Source organism: Corynebacterium pseudogenitalium (genome assembly GCF_024453815.1).
GTDB classification, from domain to species: domain Bacteria; phylum Actinomycetota; class Actinomycetes; order Mycobacteriales; family Mycobacteriaceae; genus Corynebacterium; species Corynebacterium pseudogenitalium.
The window spans coordinates 1,170,674-1,192,286 of the sequence record NZ_CP072934.1 but is presented as its reverse complement, the minus strand read 5'-3'; the positions used below and the strand labels follow the sequence as shown (position 1 = coordinate 1,192,286).

Here is a 21,613-nt window from a genome sequence, read left to right as displayed (position 1 = left end):
TCGATGGATATAGTCATTTCAATCTTTGCTCTTTTGGGCTTCATCTTGTTGACGGCCTCAACGGGCCTGTTCGTTGCAATCGAGTTTGCAATGACAGGACTCGAGCGCTCAACTATCGATGAGCACGTCCGGGAGGTCGGCGACCGCACGGCGAAAGCCGTCGCTCGAGACCACGCGAACCTTTCGTTCGTGTTGTCAGGCGCGCAACTCGGTATTACCGTGACGACGCTCGCAGCTGGCTTCCTCGCCGAGCCGGTGTTGGGGAAGTTCTTCACCCCCCTGCTTGAGCTCGTTGGTCTGAGTGAAGCGGCCTCAACGACAGTAGCGCTGATCCTTGCGTTGGCGATTGCGACATTGCTCTCGATGGTTTTTGGCGAACTTGTTCCAAAGAACATGGCGATTACGGATCCGCTGAAGACTGCGCGGGTCGTGGTACCTCCTGTGAATGCGTTTAATACCGCAGCTGGTTGGTTTATTAAGTGGCTCAATTCTTCGGCGAACTGGGTTGTGCGAAAACTCGGGATTGAGCCAGCAGATGAGCTAGCCTCCGCTCGTTCTGGCCAAGAGCTGGGTGCGGTGGTCCGAAACTCGATGGAGTCTGGAGACCTTGACGCAGATACCGCAGCGGTGATCGACAGATCGCTGCAGTTCGGAGAGACCACCGCCGAAGCCGTGATGACGCCACGTTCAACCATTAATGCGCTTGACGCTGAGGACACCGTAGCGGATTTGATTGCGTTTGCACGTGAGACAGGCCATTCGCGCTTCCCCGTCCGCCGCGGTGACTTGGACGACACAATAGGCGTGGTCCACATCAAAGACGCCTTTTCGGTAGATAAGAAGCAGCGTGCAACCACCAAGCTGTCAACGCTGGCCAAGCCAGTTCCGTTTATCCCGGGGACGCTTGACGGCGATGCGGTGCTCAACAGGGTTCGTTCCGCGGGCTCACAGGTAGTGCTGGTTGCGGATGAGTTCGGCGGAACGCAAGGTCTGGTCACGATTGAGGACGTAGTCGAGGAGATCCTCGGTGAGGTGTACGACGAGTACGACGACCGCGAATCCGAGCGGGACTTTTTACACGTCGGAACGTCGTGGGAGATTTCTGGTTTGGTGCGGCTCGATGAACTGCAGGAGGAGCTCGGTTATGTTGCACCCGAGGGGCCTTACGAAACTCTTGGAGGACTGATTATGTCAGCACTTGGACATATCCCGACAGTTGGCGACAAAGTAGTGCTCCCCTCCGGCACAGCCGATTTCCAGGAACAGTTTGAAACAGGCAGCGCTGGCCACTGGCTCGCAAGGGTTTCCACAATGGATGATCGCAGGATCGACAGGGCAATTTTGAGTCCGATTTCTCCAGAGGAAGCAATCGAGTTTCAGAGGAGGTCAGCACAGTGAATATTTGGGTAGCATTCCTTCTCATTTTGGTCCTGCTGGCGCTCAACGCGTTCTTCGTTGCGTCCGAGTTCGCACTCGTGTCCTCCAGGCGCGATCGATTGGAGTCAATGCAGGCACAAGGCAAGACAAATGTTACTGGCGTGCTGTACGCGACGGAACACCTCTCGATTTACCTCGCAGGTGCCCAACTGGGCATCACCATCGCGTCGCTCGTGCTCGGTAAGGTCGCTGAGCCTGCGGTTGCACACTATGTTGAAGTTCCGTTTCTCGCGATGGGGTTGCCGGGTGAGTGGCTGCATCCTGTTTCCTTCGTGATTGCGCTGGCGTTCATCTCCTTCTTGCATATTTTGTTCGGCGAGATGGTGCCGAAGAACATTGCGATTGCCGGACCAGAGTCAACTGCTGTTTGGCTTACCCCCGCTATGACGCTTTGGATGAAGGCCACGGGGCCGTTTATTCGCTTCTTGAACTGGGTAGCGCGTAAGACGCTGGCTCTGTTTGGTATTGAACAACGCGATGAGCTTTCATCCACTGTGGACCAGAAACAGCTGGCAAACATGATTCGTGAATCACGCGAAGAGGGTCTTCTTGACGCTGAGGAAACAGCTCGCCTTTCAAAGGCGCTGCGCTCTGAGTCGAGGAACCTCAAAGAGGTAATGATCCCGCTCGATCGTCTGACAACCATCCCCTTTTACCCTGAGGGCGTCGCGCTTTCGATAATCGAGCAAGCTGTACGTGAAACCGGATATTCGCGCTTCCCCGTTGCTAGGCCTTCCGGCATTCTCGTTGGATATATTCACGTGAAGGACATTTTGGACCTGATGGAGTCCGATGAGGATGATCCACTGGTACCGGTGAGCCGCATCCGCCCATTGATGGTGATTGATGGCTCTGAGTCGCTGGATAGTGCGCTGACGTCGCTGCACCGTCGCTCTGCACACATGGCTCAGGTCCGCGATCAAGGTCGCCTCGTTGGCGTACTTGCTCTTGAGGACGTCATTGAGGAGTACGTGGGCACGGTCGCAGACTGGACCCACGAGAATTCATGATTCGTACGTTCCTGGAGTCAGCCGAATACGAGGCTCGGATCGCGTCGCATGAGGAACGTGCGGCCGGATTCGTCGAGCCACACCTAGCTCGCCGTCGTCGCGCACAGAAGCACCCGGTGTGGGACTTCCTGTTCGACTACTACAGGTTCCGCCCCACACACCTTAAGAAGTGGCATCCTGGCGCAAATACAGTGCTTCTCGACGCCTCTACGCTTCCTCAAGCTTCATGGCGCGACTACCAAGTTGTAGACAGCAGGCACGTGTGCGCAAACATCGCGTCGTTTCTTGAGCACCGTGAACAAGACGTTCGGGAAATTGACGAACTACTTCGCGCGACAGCCTCTCGTTCGGCGCACTTTGACTGCTTCGGTTTGCATGAATGGGCAATGTTGTACCGCGAGGAACGCCCTCGTCATGATCTTCCGCTTCGTCTCGGAGCAGACGGCACGAACTCAGTGGTTGAATCTCATCAGCTTCGATGCAGCCACTTCGACGCGTTTCGTTTCTTTACTCCCCCAGCTCGCCCCCTCAACGTTGTGGCGTTGCGGAGGGAAGACCAGGTATCGAGGGAACAACCAGGCTGTGTGCACGCCACCATGGATCTGTTTAAGTGGGCTTTGAAACTGGGCCCATTGGTCCCTGGTGAGCTCCTCCTTGACTGTTTCGAATTGGCCAAGGACGCGCGTCGCCTCGATATGGAGGCATCCCCGTACGACTGCCGGGAACTCGGCTTCGACATCGTTCCTGTGGAGACTACCGAGGGAAAAGCCACGTACGTGCAGCGCCAACGAGCGCTCAGCGCGCGTGGAGAAGAATTACGCTCCCGGCTCGTCGCTCTCCTCGACGTAGTTCTAGGGCGATAGACTGTGTGACAACGCTAGACGGGTTGTACACGAAGTAAGGACGGTATTGGCATGGGCCGACATTCTGATGGCAAGAGTAACTATCGCTTGTCCGGTGGAGCGATCCTGGTCATTCTGGTCGCGCTCGCTGTGATTTTGAGTGCCATTTTGATGATGAAGCTGAAGCCAGAACAGTCCGATGATGCTTCTGAAGCACAGTGCGTGTCTGGAGAACTCTCACTGCCAGTAGCGTCTACGGAACGATCGGTCGGTGAAGCGATCGTAGCCGCGTACAACGAGTCGCACCGTGTTGTGCGGGACTACTGTATGCAGGCAGAGCTCGTCGATAAGGTCGAGGACGCAGCTATCCTTCTCGCTCCGGAAACCGCGAACCCAGACGCCGTACTTAGGAACGCAAAACGCTCGGCGGCGGTACCTGACCCACAGATTGTTTACGCAGCACCTCTCGGCGTGGAGGGGCAAACTTCTACTGATCCAGCGACACTTAAGCTGGAGTCAGTGCGATTTGTGTTGCCTGAACGCTCGGATGCCTCTGTTGCTGTTGCGTCATTGCTTGCCAAAGATGAGGCAGGCGCCGTAGATGTCCTACAACAGCAGGCAGTGGAAGATATAGAGTCAATCCAAGATGAACAGAGTCTATACGCAGCAGCTATTGAACAAGCATCCGGTGACCGGGTTTTCACATCGCTAGATGCAGTTTTGAACTACGTCGGTATCCCGCTGAACAGTACTGATAACGTCGATGAGAATAAGTCTCGCGCCGGGCAGGACCTCATGAAGTACGCGGCGTCAACGTTGAAAACTGATAGCAAATCACAGGTGGTTGATGTCCCTGATCAGGTTTGGTCCCAGGTGGCAGAAATTCCGGTCGATGAAACAGAAAAGGAACAGAAAGAAGTTGGTTCCGAAAACCAACAGCAAGCTCTGGACACGTTATTCCTGTACGATACGTCAGATGCGATGCAGCCTTTCAAGCCAGCAGTCGACACCGCGATACGCGATGCTGCATACCGTGTCACCGAATCTGGCCATCAAGTAGCGCTTTGGAACTACTCTTCCCCACTGAACCCTGGTGTAACGAAGGGTTGGCGCAGCAACATTGCTATGACCAGTGATGCCGAGGACGTCGCATACACCGCCAGCTTGCTTGGCACCGGTGGTGCTCCGCAGACTCGTGAAGCGCTCTTCGCTGCTGCCGATGCCATGCGTGAGCTCGATCGCGATATTCGCATCGTGTTGATTACCACCGGCACCGCCGATGATGATGGTTCACCACAGGCGGCAGCAGCACTGCAGGACCGGCTCGGTGAGCGAATCAAGCTTGACGTCGTTCGTGTAGGCGATAGCCCTGCAGATACGGCTGTGACAGATGTCGCATCCGTGGTGAAAGAGGCTCCATCCGCTGAGCAGGTCAGTGCCGCTCTGACCGCCGTTGTGGACTAACCACTTGCGCTAGACCCACAGCAGTACGAAAGGCTGCAGCCCCGCCGGGGAGTAAACGGCGGGGCTGCAGCCTTTCAGAACTCTCTAGGAAGACTTACGACGGCGACGATCTGCGAGTTCATCAAACCCGGCAGGCTGAGGGTCATTGAGTTCGGGATTGATGGTTTCTGCTGGGAAGTCAGCAATAGTGCCAGTGAGATCCTTCATAATCTGCGGGACCGCGATACCAAAGACACCCTGGCCGCCGCCGAGAAGGTCAATGACCTCCTCGTTGCTGCGGCACTCGTACACCGTAGCGCCATCAGAGACCAACGTGATCTCGGCGATGTCATTCACACCCCGGTTACGGAGCTTATCCACGGCCAGGCGAATGTTTTGCAGTGAGATCCCGGTATCCAAGAGACCTTTCACGATCTTCAAAACCAGAATGTCCTTGAAGGAGTAGAGACGCTGGGAGCCGGAGCCCTTTGCGCCACGGATTGAAGGCTTCACCAAGTCAGTGCGCGCCCAGTAATCGAGCTGGCGGTACGTGATGCCTGCTACCTGGCATGCAATCGGAACTCGGTACCCCACTTCGTCAGAAGGCCCGATATCAAACAGCGTTTCCTGAACAGGCCCTTCCACTGCGGAAAGTTCAAGCTCTTGTTGCAGATCGCTCATTTTCCATACTCCCGTTTTCTATTGTCTCGGCTAACAGTATTTGTACCGATAGCTTAGGCATTTGACTCTATCAGCTCGGGCCGACACGCCGAAGTCTCAACCTTTACTTTACATTGAGGGAGGTTTAGTTGGCAGCCCCGTCTCCATCTTCATCATCGGAAGTAAAAAGATCATCCGCGCCAAGGCTCTTCATCAGCTGCTCAAAATCGCGGTCTGCTTCTGGGTCACCGCTTGCGGAAACACTTCCGTCTTCAGCGTCCCCTTCGACAACTGGAAGATCAAGGTCAAAGATACCTTTCGCATCTGCCGCGGAAATCCGTATGCCGGCTTGCCGCAAAACCTGAGGGTCAACCTCGAGAGCAATATCCCCTGTCCAAGCCAAAAGCAGCGCGTCGGACATGCTCGTGTCTACTTTGCTGCCAGTACTCAGCAACACCTCGGCATGAAACACGCCTTCGTAATAGCTCGCAATGCGCACGGCCTGCACTTGAGCGCCGAGATCCTTTAGCGTTTCCAAATACGTTTCGTAAATACTCGGGTTCAGGGGGCCTACATCATCAATGAGTGCGGCCAGCTTGCCTCCAGAAAATGGAGAAAGCCAAATTGGCAGGAATAGGTTCTGCTCTGGTGCGTGCAGCAACGCGCACAGAAAGTGTTCCGGGCCGACCGGGTAGACCCCGAGCAAATTCAGCGACCGCATCTCAGCGCCCAGAATTTCGCAGCTCGTTCTTGAGCAGCGAAGCGTGCAATGATACGACCAGGGCGGAAAGCTGCTGCCCGAGTTCTTCCGCTTGCTGTGCTGAATTTTCCTTACCGGACTTCGCAACGGGTTCCGTTACTTGAGAGATGAGATCAGCCTGGCGACGAGCCATAGTCCGCAGCGTCTTGAGGTGGCGAGAATCCAAACCGAATTCCGCTAGCGCCATGGCTGCAGTAACCACGCGGACGTCGTCGGCGGTGAAATGACCAGCCACATCAGGGACGATCAATCCATCACGCACGAACTCGTCGACAAGTTCTTGGTCTGCTTGAGCCTGCTCGGCAACGTCTCGGTCGCTCAAGTGTGTCGAAGTTGGTGCTCGGAAGCTATCTGGAGAAACTAGTGGATCAGCTTCGCTCACGCTCATGATCGCGGTGACCTGACCGGAATCCATGGCCTCGAGCTGCTCGCGGATCACCTTTAAAGGAAGGTAATTGTCTCGCTGGGTAACCAAGATGTAGCGAAGTCGCTCGACATCATCACTTGTAAAGCGCCGGTATCCGGACGCAGTGCGCTGTGGAGTGATCAGGCCTTCGGACTCAAGAAAGCGAATCTTCGACACAGTCACATCAGGGAACTCTTCCCGCAACTGTTTCAGGACAACACCAATAGACATGGTCTTTGTCCCTGACGGGGCGACGGTGGCTCCCATTTGCTCTGTAGCAGCTCGACGTATTGCACTCACGGTGATGATTAATCTCTTCTAATGGGCAGGGGCAGACAAACGGACAATACTATTTTTCGTCGGCGATAAAGACCAGGCGGAATTTACCAATCTGAATCTCATCCCCGGAGGAGAGAACCTGCGAGTCCTTTGGCTCTCGGTTCACATAAGTGCCGTTCAGTGATCCCACGTCAACGACTTCGAAAGAGTCACCATCGCGGCGGAACTCAGCATGGCGGCGGGACACCGTGACGTCATCAAGGAAAATGTCGGCCTCAGGATGGCGACCTGCGGTGGTTGCGTCCTGGTCCAACAGGAACCTTGCACCAGCGTTCGGTCCGCGCTTCACCACGAGCAACGCAACACCATCCGGCAAATTCTCCGTGCTGGTGACGTTATCGTTGGCTGCAGCAGCGCCGTTCTCCATCTCCTTCAAAAGGTCAGCGCGAAAGACGGAGGTCGTTTCGACCTGGACGATGTCTGCATCTTTGTTTTCGGCCATTCCAAACTCCTGACGGTGTTTTTGAAAGTCAATAAATTCTAAATCGCAATATTACCCAATTGTGGGTCAGCGTGCTGTTGCGGTTCTAGTGTAACGCTCTGAACCTCAACATGAGGATTAACGGAAAATATTTCCAATCCCGGAGATCACCGAGTTCCCCGAACCCGCCAACGGATTATCCGACACCATGTAGGTCCACGTCGCACTCGGGCGCTTCCAACCAGCGTCTTCGAGGTGTGCTCCATCGTTATCAATCACGACTTTCCTGAAAGTATCGACGGCCTGATCTACGGCACGATTCGCTAGTTCTTTAAATTCACGAATGGCGATTCGATGGTATTCGTCGATTGGCGTTTCACGGGCGATGGCGCGCAGGTGGATCGATTCGCGAACATCGTCCATGAGCGCGAGGTACTCAGACCACTCATGGTCCAGGTGGTAGAGCATTATCTCACGAGCTGCCTGCCGTAGTTTGTCAGCATCGATGGCATCCAGCTCGGTGGCGCGCTCCGGTGCTCGTTCGCTAAGCTCACGCCACGCCGCGTCGGTATCGAGCAATGACGCTCGCCGCTCATCAAGGATTGTACGGTGATCCGAGATGAGCTTGTTGTATTTCCACGTTTGCGAGTGAATTTCTAGCAGCTGGCCCTCTGTAACGCGCTGGCAGTGGTCAACAAACTGCTGTGCACGCGAGGATTCGATCCGTCCCGACGCGTCGGGATGTACGGTGATGCGCTCATCCTCTCCCCCGGTAACAACAATGTCGTCTTCCAGGGAAACAAAGAACAGGCTCAGGCCAGGGTCGCCCTGACGCCCTGCACGTCCGCGCAACTGATTGTCGAGCCGCGCTGTGCGATGGCGTGCTGTACCGATAACGGCGAGACCACCCAGCTTCGCAACCTTGTCGTGATCTCCTTCGTCAGCGCCACCTAGACGAATATCGGTACCGCGGCCTGCCATTTGTGTAGACACGGTCACCCGCCCTAAATCTCCAGCCTCAGCCACAATGCGTGCTTCCTCAGCGTCATTCTTCGCATTGAGCACGTTCACGCTGATCCCACGCTCGTTCAATGCCTCTGCGAGAGCCTCAGACTCTGCAACGTCATGAGTCCCTACAAGAACAGGTTGACCATTCGTGTGAAGCAGCGCGATCTCTTCGACGATCGCTTGGTTCTTCTCCTCCATCGTTGCGTAGATCCGGTCGGCTTCATCAAATCGCTGCAACGGATTTGCGCGGTCAATAACAGATACGTGCAGGTCGTAAAATGAACGCAGTTGATCGGTGGCTTCTACGGCGGTTCCAGTCATGCCACAGACCGTCGGATAGCGACGCATAAGTGCTTGCAGCGTGATCGAGTCGAGAATTCGGCCCCCCTCGGAGACCTTCAGTCCCTCTTTTGCCTCGACTGCTGCCTGCAATCCGTCAGGCCAACGCTGCAGTTCAGCGACGCGGCCGCGGGAGGCGTCAACAAGCGCCACCTTGCCGTCCTCGACGATGTAATGTACGTCGCGGATCAGCAGTGCTCGAGCGTGTAACGCAAGGTTGACCCGGACAAGTGTGGTGCCAATGTGCTCATCAGAATAGAGCGAGTCGATACCGAGCAAACGTTCAACTTTCTTCGCCCCCTCCTCGGTAAGGAAGACATTGCGACCATCGGCATCAGTTTCGTAGTCCTTCTCCTCGTCAAGGTGCGAGACCGCTTCGGTGATCTTGCCTGTGGGCTGCTGCGTACCTTCAGAACCAGCCAGGACGAGCGGGACGAGGGCTTCGTCGACAAGGACACTATCGGCCTCATCGACAAGAGCAACCTCGGCTGGTAACTGAACGGTTTGAGAGCGGTGCGTGATCTGATTATCACGAAGGTGATCAAAGCCGATCTCGGTCACCGGAGCATAGACGACGTCACATCGGTATGCCTCTACACGCTGTTCACGTGGCGTCGATTCCGTTACAGCGGCAACGCTGAGCCCAAAGAACTCGACAAGCGGCCGCATCCACGTGGCATCGCGCTCAGCGAGATAGTTATTCACGGTGATGAGGTGCACCCGCTTACCAGTGAGCGCAAAACCGGTCGCAGCGATAGCTCCAACGAGCGTTTTGCCCTCGCCGGTGGCCATCTGAATTACATCGCCTTCGAGTAGGCGCAAAACCGCCTGGTTTTGAACGTCGAACGGGGTCATCCCAAGGGTTCGAGTGGCGGCAACCGACAGAATTGCGAGGAAGCGAGGCTTGTCGACGACCTCTCCGTCACGCACGGTGTCACGCACAGCGGCGCTCAGCGCGGCGTCGTCAAGAGCTTCGAACTCTCCAATGAGCTCGTGGGCTTTCGCCACGATCCCCTTCGACTTCTTGTTGTTGCGTTCGGACGTTGCACCCATTGCTTTCCAAAACCAGCCAAATGCAGCCATTCCTCATACGACCTTTCGTCACGGCAAAAGTGGCCTTTTGCCTCTCGCACTACCTGGCCTACATGGTAAGTGCTTCTCACTCGTTCACGTCAATGTACTCTATCCTTGTTCAAGCAAAGACCACCGAATGCGTCCCCGTTCTCAGGAGGAAAGCCCACATGTTATCGCTGAACGTGAAGGTGCCGTCGTCGACGGGCAAGATGATGGCCGGAACGATTGACCGGCCTGACGGGCCGGCGAAAGCCTACGCGATTTTCGCACACTGTTTTGCGGGGTCCAGACATACTCCTGGTGCTTCGCGAATCTCCAAGCGGTTAACAGAGTTCGGCATTGCAACGCTCAGATTTGATTTTCCTGGTCTCGGACAATCTGAGGGTGACTTCGCCGATACTTCGTTCTCACAAAACGCTGACGACATCGTGGCTGCAGCAAAGTGGTTAGCCAAAGAGTTCAAAGCGCCACAGCTCATCATGGGCCACTCGCTCGGGGGCGCTGCAGCACTGAAAGCGGCGACCCATCCCGATCTCAAAAAGACGCTCAAAGCCGTAGCGACAGTCGGTGCGCCGTTCGACCCTGCTCACTCGGTGTTGCACTATGCGGATAAGATTGGTGACGCGGACCGCGACGGCTATGTCCCCGTCATCCTCGGCGGCAGGGAGCTCATCATTTCACGCGACTTCCTTGAGGATCTCGCCGACACGAACCCCGAAGAATACCTGCCGAAACTGCGCAAGCCACTATTGCTGGTCCACTCGCCTATCGATGTGACGGTAGGCATTGATAACGCCCAGTCAATTTTTAGCCTCACCCGCTACCCGAAGTCACTCATGGCGCTGGACAAGGCCGATCATTTATTGACGCGCCAAGGCACCGCACAGCGTGCGGCCGACATTATCGGCTCGTGGGTCATGCAATACATCACCCCCGAATTTGTCCCGGATGCCACCGGCGACTCCAACGCAGTCTCCTACTCCGCCCGCGGGACGAAGTATGGCGACGTAGTTCGCACCTCCAATCGTGCGATCGCAACTGACCGGGCTAAGAATGCTGGCGGCAAGGGCCAGGGCGTGACGTCGACAGGCTTGTACATGTCCGCGTTGGCAGTATCTTGTTCCCAGGCAATTCGTTCCGCCGCGAAAGGACTTGCGCTCAACGACGTGCGCGTGGAGGTCACACATCTCGGCGAGGGGCACTTCACACGTGACATCACGTTATTCGGCGACCTCAGCGACGCCGAGGCCCAGACGCTCATGGAGGCCGGCAAACGCTCAACCGTCGACGGCTACGTTCACAGCGCCTCGGTGCAGACAACCATCGACGTGGTGCGGTGACGTGAAACGCTGCCCATGTGGCCTCGATCGCCCATACCCCCTGTGCTGCGGCGCCCTGCACGCAGGCAAACCTGCTCCCACAGCAGAATCGCTCATGCGGGCACGCTACAGTGCGTTCGTCGTCGGCGATGCGGATTACTTGCTGCGCACCTGGGCTTCGAGCACACGACCGGCATCGTTGGAGCTTCCACCAGGTGGCGAACCATATATTGCGCTGCGAGTTCTCCACTCCGAACAAGGTGGCCCAACGGATACCTACGGAGAGGTCCGCTTCGAGGCTCTTCACCCGAGTGGCACCCAGCGAGAACATTCCCGTTTCATTCGCGAGGGCGGCGCATGGGTGTACCTCAACGGCACTGCCTTCTAACAGCTGGTTTCATAGTTGAAGTAACTGTGCGCTAAACTATCGGAGCTGTTCCGGTATTCGCCGGATGAAGGCAACGGGCTGTGGCGCAGTTTGGTAGCGCACCACACTGGGGGTGTGGGGGTCGCAGGTTCAAATCCTGTCAGTCCGACAACTATCAACAAAAACCCCGCTTGACCAGGTGAAACTCCTGGTTGAGCGGGTTTTTGTTTTCGTAAGCTACTCAGTTGCAGCGCGTTCTACCGGTACCAACCCACTCGCCGCGCGCTTCCCCAGCTCAACATAAAACGCTGCGTGGCGTTCACGTGCCGAGTAGGTTGACTCCTCAAGCTCACGCTTGACCTTCGCCGGCACTCCCGCGGCAAGCGAGAACTCTGGGATCACTTGCCCTTCGAGCACCACTGCGCCACCGGCGATGATGCTCCCCTTGCCAATGTGAGCCCCGGACAGCACGGTCGCGTTCATACCGATTAGGCACCCAGGTTCAATATGGCACCCGTGCACCATAGCAAGGTGGCCAATGGTCACGTCGGCTTCGAGAATGGTCTTCCCGTTCTCATCAACGTGCAGCACTGATCCATCTTGCACGTTGACCCTTTCACCGATTCGAATCGCGCCAACATCACCACGAATCACCACTCCGGGCCAAATATTGGCATCCTCGGCAATTTCGACATCACCGATAATCGTGGCTTCATCGGACACGAATGCGGACGGATGAATCTTCGGGGTTTTACCTTCAAATGAGTAGATCATGTCGCCATTATGCCGAAACCCTATTGGCCCTGCAGCGGAATCTATCGCATCAGCACCAACGCTTGTGGGATCACCCGGATAGTTGCTGCTTCGATCGACCCGATAGTGTCGCCATCAACTTCGAATACTTCGGGAGCGGCGAAAGCAACGCTTATCGTGTGTCCTTTGAAATAGTCCATCTGCGGAGCTGGAATACCCTGCCACCCGCCACCGAGGAGTGCACGCAGAGTGTTAAACACGATGCGTAGGCCAATAAGCAACCATCCGATAAGTCCACGCGGAGACATCGCCACGACATCAATTTCGCCATCGTCGGGGAGTGCATCGGGGAACAGCGGGATTTTATTCACCAAGTCACCGCAATTGCCGAAAATCATGGTGTGCAAGCGATGCCTGTTCGAAGGTTGGCCGTCGACAGTTACGGTAGCCTCCACACTGTTACCACCGCCTAGCGATCGTGCGATCCCTCCGATGTATGCCAACGGGCCTATGCGTCGCTTTAATTCCTCCCTGGTACGTTCAACCATCTGCGCATCAAGGCCCACTCCAGCCATGACTGTGAACCCATAAGTCTCCTGCGAGCCGTCGCGCCGAGTGACTGTGGCTTCGCAAAGGTCCACAGCGTGCTCTTCTCCAGTAAACGCACGGCGTATCGCACTCTCAGGATCCAATGGCAAGCCAAGATTTCGCGCAAGTAGATTACCGGTCCCAACTGGGATAATCCCCATCTTGATGCCAGTGTCTGCTAAGACGTGAGCGATGCGGCGGACAGTACCGTCACCTCCCGCGACGAGTACCACGTCCACGTCCTTGGTGAGTGCAGTCGCGAAGCCAGCAAGTGCCGTGTCCTCTTTTGTAGTGGGTACCCAGCAAATTTCGCGGCGAGGGTCAGCGTAGAGTTCGACAAAGCGCTCCAAAACCGCAGCGCGAATCTTCGTCGGGTTATACACCACCACAGCGGTGCGATGAAACAACTTTTCCGAAGTCACTTTTGCACCCCTATTCCGAAGAATTCCAGTACTGCTTCACTGGCAAAACCGATCGGCAAATTCGATGCCGACGAAGTACCAGGCCCAAGCCATTCGTGCTTGCCGCCATCCACTTTGTAATGCACAAGCCCCGCATCACAGCCGACCCATTCAGCTTTTGCTACACCGGGCAGTGCTTCTGACCACTCTGGTTTCGGCGCCTCCTCGTCAGTGGCTTTGCAGTGGTTGCGTCGAGCTTCTCGCTCAACGTCTTGATAGGCACCAGCGTAGTGCGTCTTGTGCCGGGTTCCTCCGCTGTAGTCAATGACGCTGTCAGCGGTCCCGTGAATGTCGATGCGTTTGACGGGGATCGCCGAGCACCCCTCAAGCACCGCGTCATAGACGGCGGCTGACACAGTCGCCACTGCGGTGTAATCCTGTGGTCGCTGGCAGCTCAGGAACTCCGCGAACCCTCCTCCATTTGAAAAGCCTGCGGCGAATGTACGAGCAGGTTGGGTGTGAAACTCTTGTTGTAGCTGCGCCCGCACGGCGTCAGCGAATGCCAGGTCCTGACGTGCATTCGTATTTGCATACGGTGCCGGCGCCCACGCCTTGTTCACACCTTGCAAGTACGCCACAACCGCGTCCGCGTTGTTAAAGCCCGTCGTGCGCTGCATCGACGCAGCTGTGCTCGTGTAACCGTGGAATACGAGTATGAGTGGCAAACCTTCTCGCTGCTGTGCACCCTTTGGTAGCGAGAGTATGTACTCGCGCTGCAGTCCCCCAGCCGGGATCGTCCGTGACTCGACTGATGCAGAGCTCCACGGTTCGACTTCCGCAACCGTGTCAGGCCGACTACCGTTTTCCACTGTACGCAGGGGATTCGGCAGCGCATCGGCTGCCTCCGGCTCCTCGTTGTCTCCACTACAGCCAGCCATGACTGCGCAGCCAAGCAGCACAGCGAGCAGCACCGTACGCAACGACCAGCGCCGGTTCATCGTGTTGGAAATGTTCACTCGCGGATTCTCCTGACAGTCACAGGTTGTTAGGTTAGTTGATTATGAAGCCAAGCGGAAAGCACCAACCACTGTTTCACAGCAGTGAGCACCGGCTGAATTCGTCACGCGCGTTCACAGTCGGCGCAGACACTTATGATGCGGTCAGACCGTCATATCCGGACTCAGTAGTTGAGCTACTTGCCGGTCGCGGAGTCGTCCGCACTGTCTTAGATGTTGGTTCCGGTACCGGAATTTTTGCTGCACAACTGCACGCCGCCGGGCACCGAGTTGCTTGCTGTGAACCCTCACCAGACATGGCGAATACACTGCGCGCCCGACACCCAGAGCTTCCAGTATGGCGCGCAACCGCCGAGTGCACCGCATCAGCACCCAAGCATTTCGACGCCATCACCTTCGCCCAAGCGTGGCACTGGGTCGACCCACACCTCGCTAGCGCAGAAGCTGCCCGAATCAGCAAAGATGACGGCGAACTTCTCTTATGCTGGAACACCCTCGAGGTGGAGCATCCGTGGGTACTACGTCTGGCAAAGATTATGCACTCTGGCGATGTGCTTACCAAAGGCTTCTACCCCACTGTCTTCGAGCCTTGGCACCTCAAGCGGGAACTACGAACAACGTGGATTCAACCGATCCGGACGGATCAGCTATTCACGCTCATGGCGACCCGTTCCTATTGGCTTCGCGCAAACCAGCGCACTCGGGACAAAATGACGAACAACCTCACCTGGTACCTGCATGAGCGCCTCGGATTCGATCCTGGCCAACTTATACCACTGCCGTACAGGACCGACGCGTTCCTGTACGGCCGTAGATAATGCTACTTACGACGCCGCGGGTTACGTTCACGCACACGAACTGCGATCCGAATCGGCGTGCCGTGGTAGCCGAACTGCTCACGGAACTTTCGCTCCAAGTAGCGGCGGTAGCTGCCGTCTAGGAACCCCGTGGTAAACAGGACGATTGTCGGTGGGCGCGTGCCAACCATGGTGGCAAACAAGACCTTCGGCAACCGGTTGTTCTTCATCGGCGGTGGGTTTGCGGCAATCGCATCGCGCAGCCAGTTGTTCAGCTGTCCCGTGGTGATTCGACGATCCCAGTTCTCAAGTGCTTCCTCCATCGCCGGCTCAAGGCGGTGCAGCCCGCGCCCAGTGTCTGCCGAGATATTGAGTTTCGTCACCCACGGGAGGTGCCCGACCATCTCATCAAACTCGCGGTCGAAGTAGTAACGACGGTCCTCATCCATCAAGTCCCACTTGTTGAAGCAAATGACCATCGCCTTGCCTGCTTCAAGCACCATGGAGATCACTCGCTGGTCCTGCTCAGAAATCTCCTGGGAGGCGTCGATAAGCACGACGCACACCTCCGCTGCCTCGATGGTGCCTCGGGTACGAAGGCTGGCGTAGTACTCGTGCCCCTGCGCATTCTTGACTTTCTTCCGCAGCCCGGCAGTATCGATGAACTTCCACAGTTTGCCGTCGAGCTGGATCAGTTCATCAACAGGGTCAACAGTGGTACCTGCAACGTTGTCGACTACGGCGCGCTTCGATTTGGAAAGCTTGTTCAGCAAACTCGACTTGCCCACATTTGGGCGTCCAACCAGCGCAACTGCGCGTGGGCCATCTGTGATGGAGTCCTTCGCGCGCGGCTCATCCGGAAACAGTCGCAGAATCTCGTCGAGTACATCCGCGCCGCCGCGACCGTGCAATGCTGAGACTGGCCACGGGTCCCCGAGGCCGAGCGCGTACAGCTCAGCAACGTCGCCCCATTGCGACTCGGACTCAAACTTGTTCGCGACCAAAATGACTGGAACTTCGGAACGCTGCAGATTGCGAGCCATCGCCTCATCTGACATCGTGATGCCGGTGTGGGAATCGACCACAAAAACGATGACGTCTGCAGTTTCCATAGCAGCTTCCGACTGGTGCGCGATAGCCGCGTTGATGCCTTTCGCGTCTGGGTCCCAGCCACCAGTGTCTTGCACCCAGAAACGTCGCCCTCCCCAGTCAGTAATGTAACTGATCCGGTCGCGAGTCACACCAGGGTGGTCTTCGACCACGGCTTCACGACGCCCAATAAATCGATTTACCAGTGTGGACTTGCCCACGTTTGGGCGTCCAACGATGGCCACCGTCGGTAGGGCCTCTTCGATGTAGTCAGGATTGAAGATGCCGAACGCTTCCTCAACGGCTGCCCACTCTTCCTCGGTGTACTCCTCAGCGGAGTTGAGATCTCCGAAGTCCGCCTCACCGAAATCCGCATCGTTGAAGTCAGCTTCATTGAAATCCTGTGGAAAGGAATCTCCTGTGGTCATTTGCTGCTCCTTTCAATCACGTCGACGAGGGCCGCCAGCACCTGTTCAGGAGCCATCTCAGAGGTGTCTACGATCAATGCGTCATCAGCTGGCTTCAGTGGGCTGGTCTCACGGGAGGAGTCAAGGGCATCACGACGTTCCACGTCTGCTAGCACCTTTTCAAACTCTACTTTGCGGCCTGCTGCTGTGTCCTGGTCGAACCGGCGCTGTGCACGCACCTGGGCTGACGCCGTCATGTACACCTTGGCCGGTGCATCTGGCAAAACTACGGTGCCAATGTCCCTGCCCTCAACGATGGCGCGATGCGCCTCAGAGGCGAGGCGACGCTGCAGGGCCACCAAATTTTCACGGACCTCTGGGATCGCGGCAACAGCAGAAACTGCACGGGTAACTTCCGCCCCTCGGATCACGTTGGAGACGTCCCGGCCGCCCAAAATAACAGCCTTGTCATCGGGGTCGTCGGAAACCTCCATCGGCAGATCAGCAGTAGCAGCGATGACTGCACTAGTGTCTTCCGGATCCACGCCGGCGTCCAACACCGCCAACGTCGCAACTCGATACATCGCGCCCGTGTCGATGTACTTTGCGTCAAGCTTCTTGGCTAACGCTCGGCAGATTGTCGACTTGCCAGTACCCGACGGCCCATCCACTGCGAGCAGCAGACCATTATCTGGCTGGTTACTCAACATCGTTTCCTCCATTTACATCCCCACCGCCTTGAACAGTGATGCCAACTCAGATGAGTTAAGTGCGCGCATCGATCCTGGCTTCATATCGCCGAGCTGCACCGTGTGCACTTTCGTTCGCACCAGACGCTGTACCGGGTAACCAGCTGCTTTCAGCATCCGACGGACAATGTGCTTGCGGCCTTCGTGTAGTTCGACGCGAACAATCGACTGACCATTGTGCACATCGACGATCTGCACGTAGTCTGCCTTCGCCACACCATCATCGAGCTCAATACCGTCGCGCAACTGCTTAGCATCAGCGGATTTAAACTCGCCGAGTACCGTGGCCAAGTACGTTTTTCGAACTTCGTAGCGCGGGTGCATGAGGCGGTTTGCAAGCTCGCCGTCGTTGGTAAGCAGCAAGAGCCCTTCAGTGTCGGCGTCGAGACGCCCGACATGGAACAGACGCTGACCTGCAGCGACTCTCTCAGCAACAAAGTCACCAACAGAGGCGCGATCATGCTCATCTTGCATGGTTGTGTGTACTCCGCGCGGCTTATTAAACGCGAAATACTCCAAGTCCTCATTTACATTGATGCGTGCACCGTCAACTCGAATCACGTCGACGTTCGGATTCACACGGGTGCCCTGGACGGTAACGATCTTCCCGTTGACCTCAACGCGCCCCTGATCAATCATAATCTCAGAGTGCCGTCGCGACGCGACGCCTGCTTGTGCGAGCACTTTTTGCAGACGGATCCCGTCGGTGTTCTTCTTGCGCTGCTTTGTTTCTTCGTCGTCCCACCAGTTGTCATCGAGTGGGTTCGGAGCCTCATTGGCAGCCTTGGCGCGCTTGTCACGCTTGACATGTTGTTTACGTGCCGGTTTCGCATACGAAGGATAGAACGGCTCGTTCTTTCCTTGTTCCGGTATGCCATCTCGGCGAGCGGGAGGATTCATCTTGAGTCCTTTTCTCTTTGCGAGTTATACAGTTCTTCGAACGACCGCAAGTGTAGCAGCCTTTACCATGCTTCCTCGATATCGTCGATCTCAGGCAACAATGGCGCCAGGTTCGGCAGTCGCTCAAGTGAATCTATGCCCAGCAACTCAAGAAAGAGCTCGGTAGTGACGTAGCGGTGCGCGCCGGTCGACTCGTCTGGATCAACCTCGGCAATGAGCCCTCGCAGCGTCAGCGTTTTCATCACACCATCAACGTTGACGCCGCGTACTCCGGAAACCTGCGTGCGTGTCACCGGCTGGCGATATGCAACCACCGCAAGTGTCTCCATTGCCGCGCGGCTCAGCTTCGTCTGTGCACCATCAAGCAGAAATGCCTCCACGGCGTCTGCGTATTCTGGTCGCGTGTACAGTCGCCACCCCTCAGCTGTCCGCCGAACGTCGATCCCGCTGCCGCGCAGTTCGCATTCCTCGGACCAGTCCTCGAGCTGCTTCTCGACGTCTCCCAGCTCCGCCCCCAGTGCCGACGCTAATGCATCTACCGTGACTGGATTGTCCGCGACCAGCAAAATCGATTCGATACGTGCGCGAAGCTGCGAAACCATTTGGGGAGCATTCATGGTCTGGCATTCTATCGCTATTCCCAGTTGCTTGACGCAACCACAGCAGGATCGACGTTGATTCCTGTCCAGGAAACCTCCAGGCTACCGAGGGCTTCTGGCTGCTCGGTCTCCACCGCGCGAGCCTTGTACAACTCCAACAACGCCAAGAAGCGCCCCACGAGTTCCATGGAGGAACTACAGTCCTTCGTGAGCACCTCAAATGCGACCCACTGCTCCGCACCAAGGAGATGCAGCGCGCTCAGTAACTTCCCGGCCTGCTCGGGCACCGAAACGCTGACCGCGTGCAAGTGGTCCGTCCGCACTTCCTCCGGTGGGCGGGGCCGAAACACAGCAGCGGCCAACTCCGCAAAGGAATCAAGCGTGTGCCCCAGCTGCACAGGTGGAAGCAACGCAGCGAATCGGTCTTCGATTGAGACCGCACGCGGGTATCTCCGCTTCGCGTTGCGTTGCCAGGCCACGAACTCGTCAGCGACCTGCTGATACGCACGGTACTGGAGGAGACGCGCAAAGAGCAGGTCCCGGGCCTCCAGGAGCTCAAGATCTTCAATCTCTGTATCTCCGTCGCGCGGGAGCAATCGTGCAGTCTTCAGATCCAGCAGAGTGGAAGCCACAAGAAGAAATTCAGTGACTTCGTCAAGTTGCGCTGCTGCACCTAGCGCACGTGTGTATGCAATAAACTCGTCGGTCACCTCGGCTAGTGCAACTTCGGTCACGTCCAGCTTCTTGGAGTGGATGAGGTGCAGGAGCAGATCAAACGGCCCCTCAAAGTTCTGGAGGGCCAACGTAAAACCGGTGATCTCGGGCTGGACTCCCGTGGTGGCGTCCTCAGACACGGTGCAACAAACTACTTATCAATGCGCTCGAGCAGCTCAAGCGCCAACTGCCGGTACTGCTCTGCGCCTTGGGAGTGCGGCGCCCAAGTAATGATCGGTTCACCGGCAACCGAGGTCTCCGGGAATCGAACCGTTCGGGTAATCACCGTGTCAAAAACTCGCTCGCCGAATACCTCAACGACTCGATCCATCACTTCTCGCGCGTGTGTAGTGCGGCGGTCGAACATCGTGACCAGGATGCCTACGATGTCAAGGTCGAAATTGATGCGGTCTCGCACCTTTTCCACTGTGTCAGTCAACAGCGCAAGACCACGGAGCGAAAAGTACTCGCACTCCATCGGAATCATCACGCCCGCCGAGCACGCCAGCGCATTGACGGTCAACAGGCCGAGCGAAGGGCCACAGTCGATGATGATGATGTCGTACTCGTTGCGCACAGGGCGGAGCGCACGGGCCAATGTGTGTTCACGGCCGACTTCATTGACCAGTTGAATCTCCGCAGCAGAAAGGTCAATGTTCGCGGGGACAAGGTCCAGCCCCGGCATATTCGAGTGCCGAATGGCCGCGTGGATCGACGCAGTGTTGTCAAAAAGCAAGTCATACACGGTGACTTGCTCTTCATCATGGGACACTCCAAGACCGGCAGAGAGCGCTCCCTGCGGGTCGAGGTCAACAAGCAGCACCTTGCGCCCTTGCTCTGCGAGACATGCACCCAGGTTGATTGTCGACGTCGTTTTGCCGACGCCACCCTTCTGATTCACCATCGATAGGATGGTCGCCGGGCCGTGGTGCTCGAGCGGTTCAGGCTGAGGGAACTCGCGGAATGGACGTCCCGTGAGAAACTTCTTTTCTTCAGCAGCGTCAAACAATGCGTTGCCTGCCATTGTCATCCCTTCCGTCCAATGCGCGTCACGTGTAAGCCCTTGACGCAATCATCTTACAATGCCATACCTAGTTATGTGCCTGTCGCCTCTTTCGAATCAGGAACACGATGAGCAGCAAGGCCACCAGTACCGCAATTCCTGCGATGCCCAGGGCAAGAAGGCCGTCATTCGCCCTCGATTCGTCAAGTGTTTCCACTTGACTGTCGCCTCCCTGGGCATTTCCATCCTTTGGTGCAGCAGTCGGAGCGTTCTTTGACGTTATCACCGCGATGAACTCCGCCGCCGATCCATCCCGGACAACCTCCATGATGAACGGGTTATCCGGCGTCTGTCCCTCCGGGTACGTTAATGTCAGTGTGCGCGACGCTACGTCCACGTCACGCTTCACACCTTCAATGATATTGCCGTCCACGTCTACGTAACGAAGCGTGGCGCCTTCCTTATCGGTCTTAGCGTACTTCATCAGCTGTCCGGCCTTACTCAGTGGCACCTTCACCACAATGCTGTTGTCCTCGATGACGCCCTCGAACTCCAGGCGCTTCGCGTTCGTGGTATCCACCTCCTTGGCTGGGACACGGTGGGCCTGTGGCGCAGCAGGCGCGTCGTGCACACGTTGATCTGAGCCTGAACCAGTCTCGGATCCGTGTCCTTCCCTGTTTGAGTCATCAACGCTATCGCCATGTGGCTTGCCAGCACCATCATTGTTTTCAGGCTCCGCAGCGCTCTCAGGTGGAGCATCAACGGTCTCACCACCGCCCACTGCGACGAGATTCACGGTCGCCGAGTATCCCCCAGCGGAGACCGGAACGCTCACCGTTGCACCTGGAGTATCAGGAGCAGTCACGGACACAGAAGTGCCAGATGATACAACGGTCCAGCCACCCGAACTGTAATTGAGGCTCAGCGGAACACCGGTGTCGACAGTCGTAGTCTGCCCGGCCTGCACGTGGATCTCGGAAGGGATGGCCTGCTGGATCGCGGCAGGATCAAGCCCCTCCGGCAACTGCGCATACGCGTTCATATCAACTCCCGAGGTGCTCAGCCCGAGAGCGCATGTAGCAGCAGCGACAGTTGCGAGAACGTGGGGTCGTCGAAAAGCCATGTGGCAAGAATCCTTCCGGTCGTGCATCAGAACATGTCAACCCTACATA

The 21,613-nt window shown here is 56.7% G+C and carries 22 protein-coding genes and 1 tRNA gene; 8 read left to right on the top strand and 15 right to left on the bottom strand.

Annotated features, from left to right (window positions below; all coding sequences use genetic code 11):
* The first annotated feature begins 3 nt into the window (after positions 1–3).
* Genes KBP54_RS05725 through KBP54_RS05710 form a run of 4 tightly spaced genes read left to right on the top strand, consistent with a single transcriptional unit; the run spans position 4 to position 4,753 of the window.
* Positions 4–1,398: a hemolysin family protein gene (locus tag KBP54_RS05725; RefSeq protein WP_070477150.1), complete on the top strand. Its 1,395-nt coding sequence runs from the start codon at positions 4–6 to the stop codon at positions 1,396–1,398.
* Positions 1,395–2,447: a hemolysin family protein gene (locus KBP54_RS05720; protein WP_070477152.1), complete on the top strand. Its 1,053-nt coding sequence runs from the start codon at positions 1,395–1,397 to the stop codon at positions 2,445–2,447. Before KBP54_RS05725 ends, KBP54_RS05720 begins: the two co-directional genes overlap by 4 nt.
* The gene (locus KBP54_RS05715; protein ID WP_256006599.1) at positions 2,444–3,310 is read left to right on the top strand and encodes a 3-methyladenine DNA glycosylase; all 867 of its coding nucleotides are present in this window, start codon (positions 2,444–2,446) and stop codon (positions 3,308–3,310) included. The genes KBP54_RS05720 and KBP54_RS05715 overlap by 4 nt, the downstream gene beginning before the upstream one ends.
* A 51-nt stretch (positions 3,311–3,361) precedes the next feature.
* Entirely contained in the window at positions 3,362–4,753 is a 1,392-nt protein-coding gene (locus KBP54_RS05710) for a hypothetical protein (protein WP_070477156.1), read from the top strand.
* Positions 4,754–4,837: 84 nt separating this feature from the next.
* Here the strand turns inward: KBP54_RS05710 and KBP54_RS05705 are convergent, their stop codons facing one another.
* The 5 genes from KBP54_RS05705 to secA2 all read right to left on the bottom strand — a co-directional run bounded on the left by KBP54_RS05705 (position 4,838) and on the right by secA2 (position 9,748).
* On the bottom strand, positions 4,838–5,413 hold the full coding sequence (locus KBP54_RS05705) for a MerR family transcriptional regulator (RefSeq protein WP_070362489.1): 576 nt from the start codon (positions 5,411–5,413) through the stop codon (positions 4,838–4,840).
* 124 nt (positions 5,414–5,537) lie between these two features.
* Positions 5,538–6,113: a bifunctional nuclease domain-containing protein gene (locus KBP54_RS05700; RefSeq protein ID WP_070477158.1), complete on the bottom strand. Its 576-nt coding sequence runs from the start codon at positions 6,111–6,113 to the stop codon at positions 5,538–5,540.
* A gap of 1 nt (position 6,114) precedes the next feature.
* Positions 6,115–6,858: a transcriptional regulator FtsR gene (gene ftsR / locus KBP54_RS05695; RefSeq protein WP_413774860.1), complete on the bottom strand. Its 744-nt coding sequence runs from the start codon at positions 6,856–6,858 to the stop codon at positions 6,115–6,117.
* A 49-nt stretch (positions 6,859–6,907) separates the two neighbouring features.
* Entirely contained in the window at positions 6,908–7,339 is a 432-nt protein-coding gene (gene odhI / locus KBP54_RS05690) for an oxoglutarate dehydrogenase inhibitor Odhl (RefSeq protein WP_070362492.1), read from the bottom strand.
* A 117-nt stretch (positions 7,340–7,456) separates the two neighbouring features.
* The gene (gene secA2, locus KBP54_RS05685) at positions 7,457–9,748 is read right to left on the bottom strand and encodes an accessory Sec system translocase SecA2 (protein WP_256006595.1); all 2,292 of its coding nucleotides are present in this window, start codon (positions 9,746–9,748) and stop codon (positions 7,457–7,459) included.
* A gap of 158 nt (positions 9,749–9,906) precedes the next feature.
* Between secA2 and KBP54_RS05680 the strand changes: the two genes are divergently transcribed.
* The 3 genes from KBP54_RS05680 to KBP54_RS05670 all read left to right on the top strand — a co-directional run bounded on the left by KBP54_RS05680 (position 9,907) and on the right by KBP54_RS05670 (position 11,594).
* Positions 9,907–11,079, top strand: a complete 1,173-nt coding sequence (locus tag KBP54_RS05680) for a bifunctional alpha/beta hydrolase/OsmC family protein (RefSeq protein WP_256006593.1) — start codon at positions 9,907–9,909, stop codon at positions 11,077–11,079.
* Between the two features lies 1 nt (position 11,080).
* Positions 11,081–11,446 carry a YchJ family protein gene (locus KBP54_RS05675; RefSeq protein ID WP_070477164.1) on the top strand — a complete coding sequence of 122 codons (366 nt, stop codon included), beginning with the start codon at positions 11,081–11,083 and terminating at the stop codon, positions 11,444–11,446.
* Positions 11,447–11,520: 74 nt separating this feature from the next.
* Positions 11,521–11,594 (top strand) — tRNA-Pro (locus KBP54_RS05670).
* Positions 11,595–11,662: 68 nt separating this feature from the next.
* Here KBP54_RS05670 and KBP54_RS05665 read toward each other — a convergent pair.
* Genes KBP54_RS05665 through KBP54_RS05655 form a run of 3 tightly spaced genes read right to left on the bottom strand, consistent with a single transcriptional unit; the run spans position 11,663 to position 14,183 of the window.
* Entirely contained in the window at positions 11,663–12,199 is a 537-nt protein-coding gene (locus KBP54_RS05665; protein WP_256006591.1) for a gamma carbonic anhydrase family protein, read from the bottom strand.
* Between the two features lie 41 nt (positions 12,200–12,240).
* The gene (locus KBP54_RS05660) at positions 12,241–13,188 is read right to left on the bottom strand and encodes a diacylglycerol/lipid kinase family protein (protein WP_256006588.1); all 948 of its coding nucleotides are present in this window, start codon (positions 13,186–13,188) and stop codon (positions 12,241–12,243) included.
* Positions 13,185–14,183: a CE1 family esterase gene (locus tag KBP54_RS05655; RefSeq protein ID WP_256006586.1), complete on the bottom strand. Its 999-nt coding sequence runs from the start codon at positions 14,181–14,183 to the stop codon at positions 13,185–13,187. The genes KBP54_RS05660 and KBP54_RS05655 overlap by 4 nt, the downstream gene beginning before the upstream one ends.
* A 44-nt stretch (positions 14,184–14,227) precedes the next feature.
* Here KBP54_RS05655 and KBP54_RS05650 point away from each other — a divergent pair, with 44 nt between their 5' ends.
* Positions 14,228–15,001 carry a class I SAM-dependent methyltransferase gene (locus KBP54_RS05650; RefSeq protein ID WP_256006584.1) on the top strand — a complete coding sequence of 258 codons (774 nt, stop codon included), beginning with the start codon at positions 14,228–14,230 and terminating at the stop codon, positions 14,999–15,001.
* Between the two features lie 2 nt (positions 15,002–15,003).
* On the opposite strand, the gene der is transcribed toward KBP54_RS05650, so the two are convergent.
* The 7 genes from der to KBP54_RS05615 all read right to left on the bottom strand — a co-directional run bounded on the left by der (position 15,004) and on the right by KBP54_RS05615 (position 21,564).
* A complete protein-coding gene (gene der, locus KBP54_RS05645; protein ID WP_070362498.1) occupies positions 15,004–16,497 on the bottom strand; it encodes a ribosome biogenesis GTPase Der in 1,494 nt (497 codons plus the stop codon).
* Positions 16,494–17,186, bottom strand: coding sequence for a (d)CMP kinase (gene cmk / locus KBP54_RS05640; RefSeq protein ID WP_256006582.1), 693 nt, complete (start codon positions 17,184–17,186; stop codon positions 16,494–16,496). The genes der and cmk overlap by 4 nt, the downstream gene beginning before the upstream one ends.
* 12 nt (positions 17,187–17,198) lie before the next feature.
* Entirely contained in the window at positions 17,199–18,125 is a 927-nt protein-coding gene (locus KBP54_RS05635) for a pseudouridine synthase (protein ID WP_070362499.1), read from the bottom strand.
* A gap of 62 nt (positions 18,126–18,187) precedes the next feature.
* Positions 18,188–18,742 (bottom strand): SMC-Scp complex subunit ScpB, encoded by a 555-nt coding sequence (scpB, locus tag KBP54_RS05630; RefSeq protein ID WP_070362500.1) that lies wholly within the window; start codon positions 18,740–18,742, stop codon positions 18,188–18,190.
* Between the two features lie 17 nt (positions 18,743–18,759).
* Complete coding sequence (locus KBP54_RS05625) at positions 18,760–19,578, bottom strand: segregation and condensation protein A (RefSeq protein WP_070977091.1); 819 nt, start codon at positions 19,576–19,578, stop codon at positions 18,760–18,762.
* 11 nt (positions 19,579–19,589) lie between these two features.
* Positions 19,590–20,462, bottom strand: coding sequence for a ParA family protein (locus KBP54_RS05620; RefSeq protein WP_070362502.1), 873 nt, complete (start codon positions 20,460–20,462; stop codon positions 19,590–19,592).
* Positions 20,463–20,529: 67 nt separating this feature from the next.
* Positions 20,530–21,564, bottom strand: coding sequence for a hypothetical protein (locus tag KBP54_RS05615; protein ID WP_256006580.1), 1,035 nt, complete (start codon positions 21,562–21,564; stop codon positions 20,530–20,532).
* Positions 21,565–21,613 lie beyond the last annotated feature (49 nt).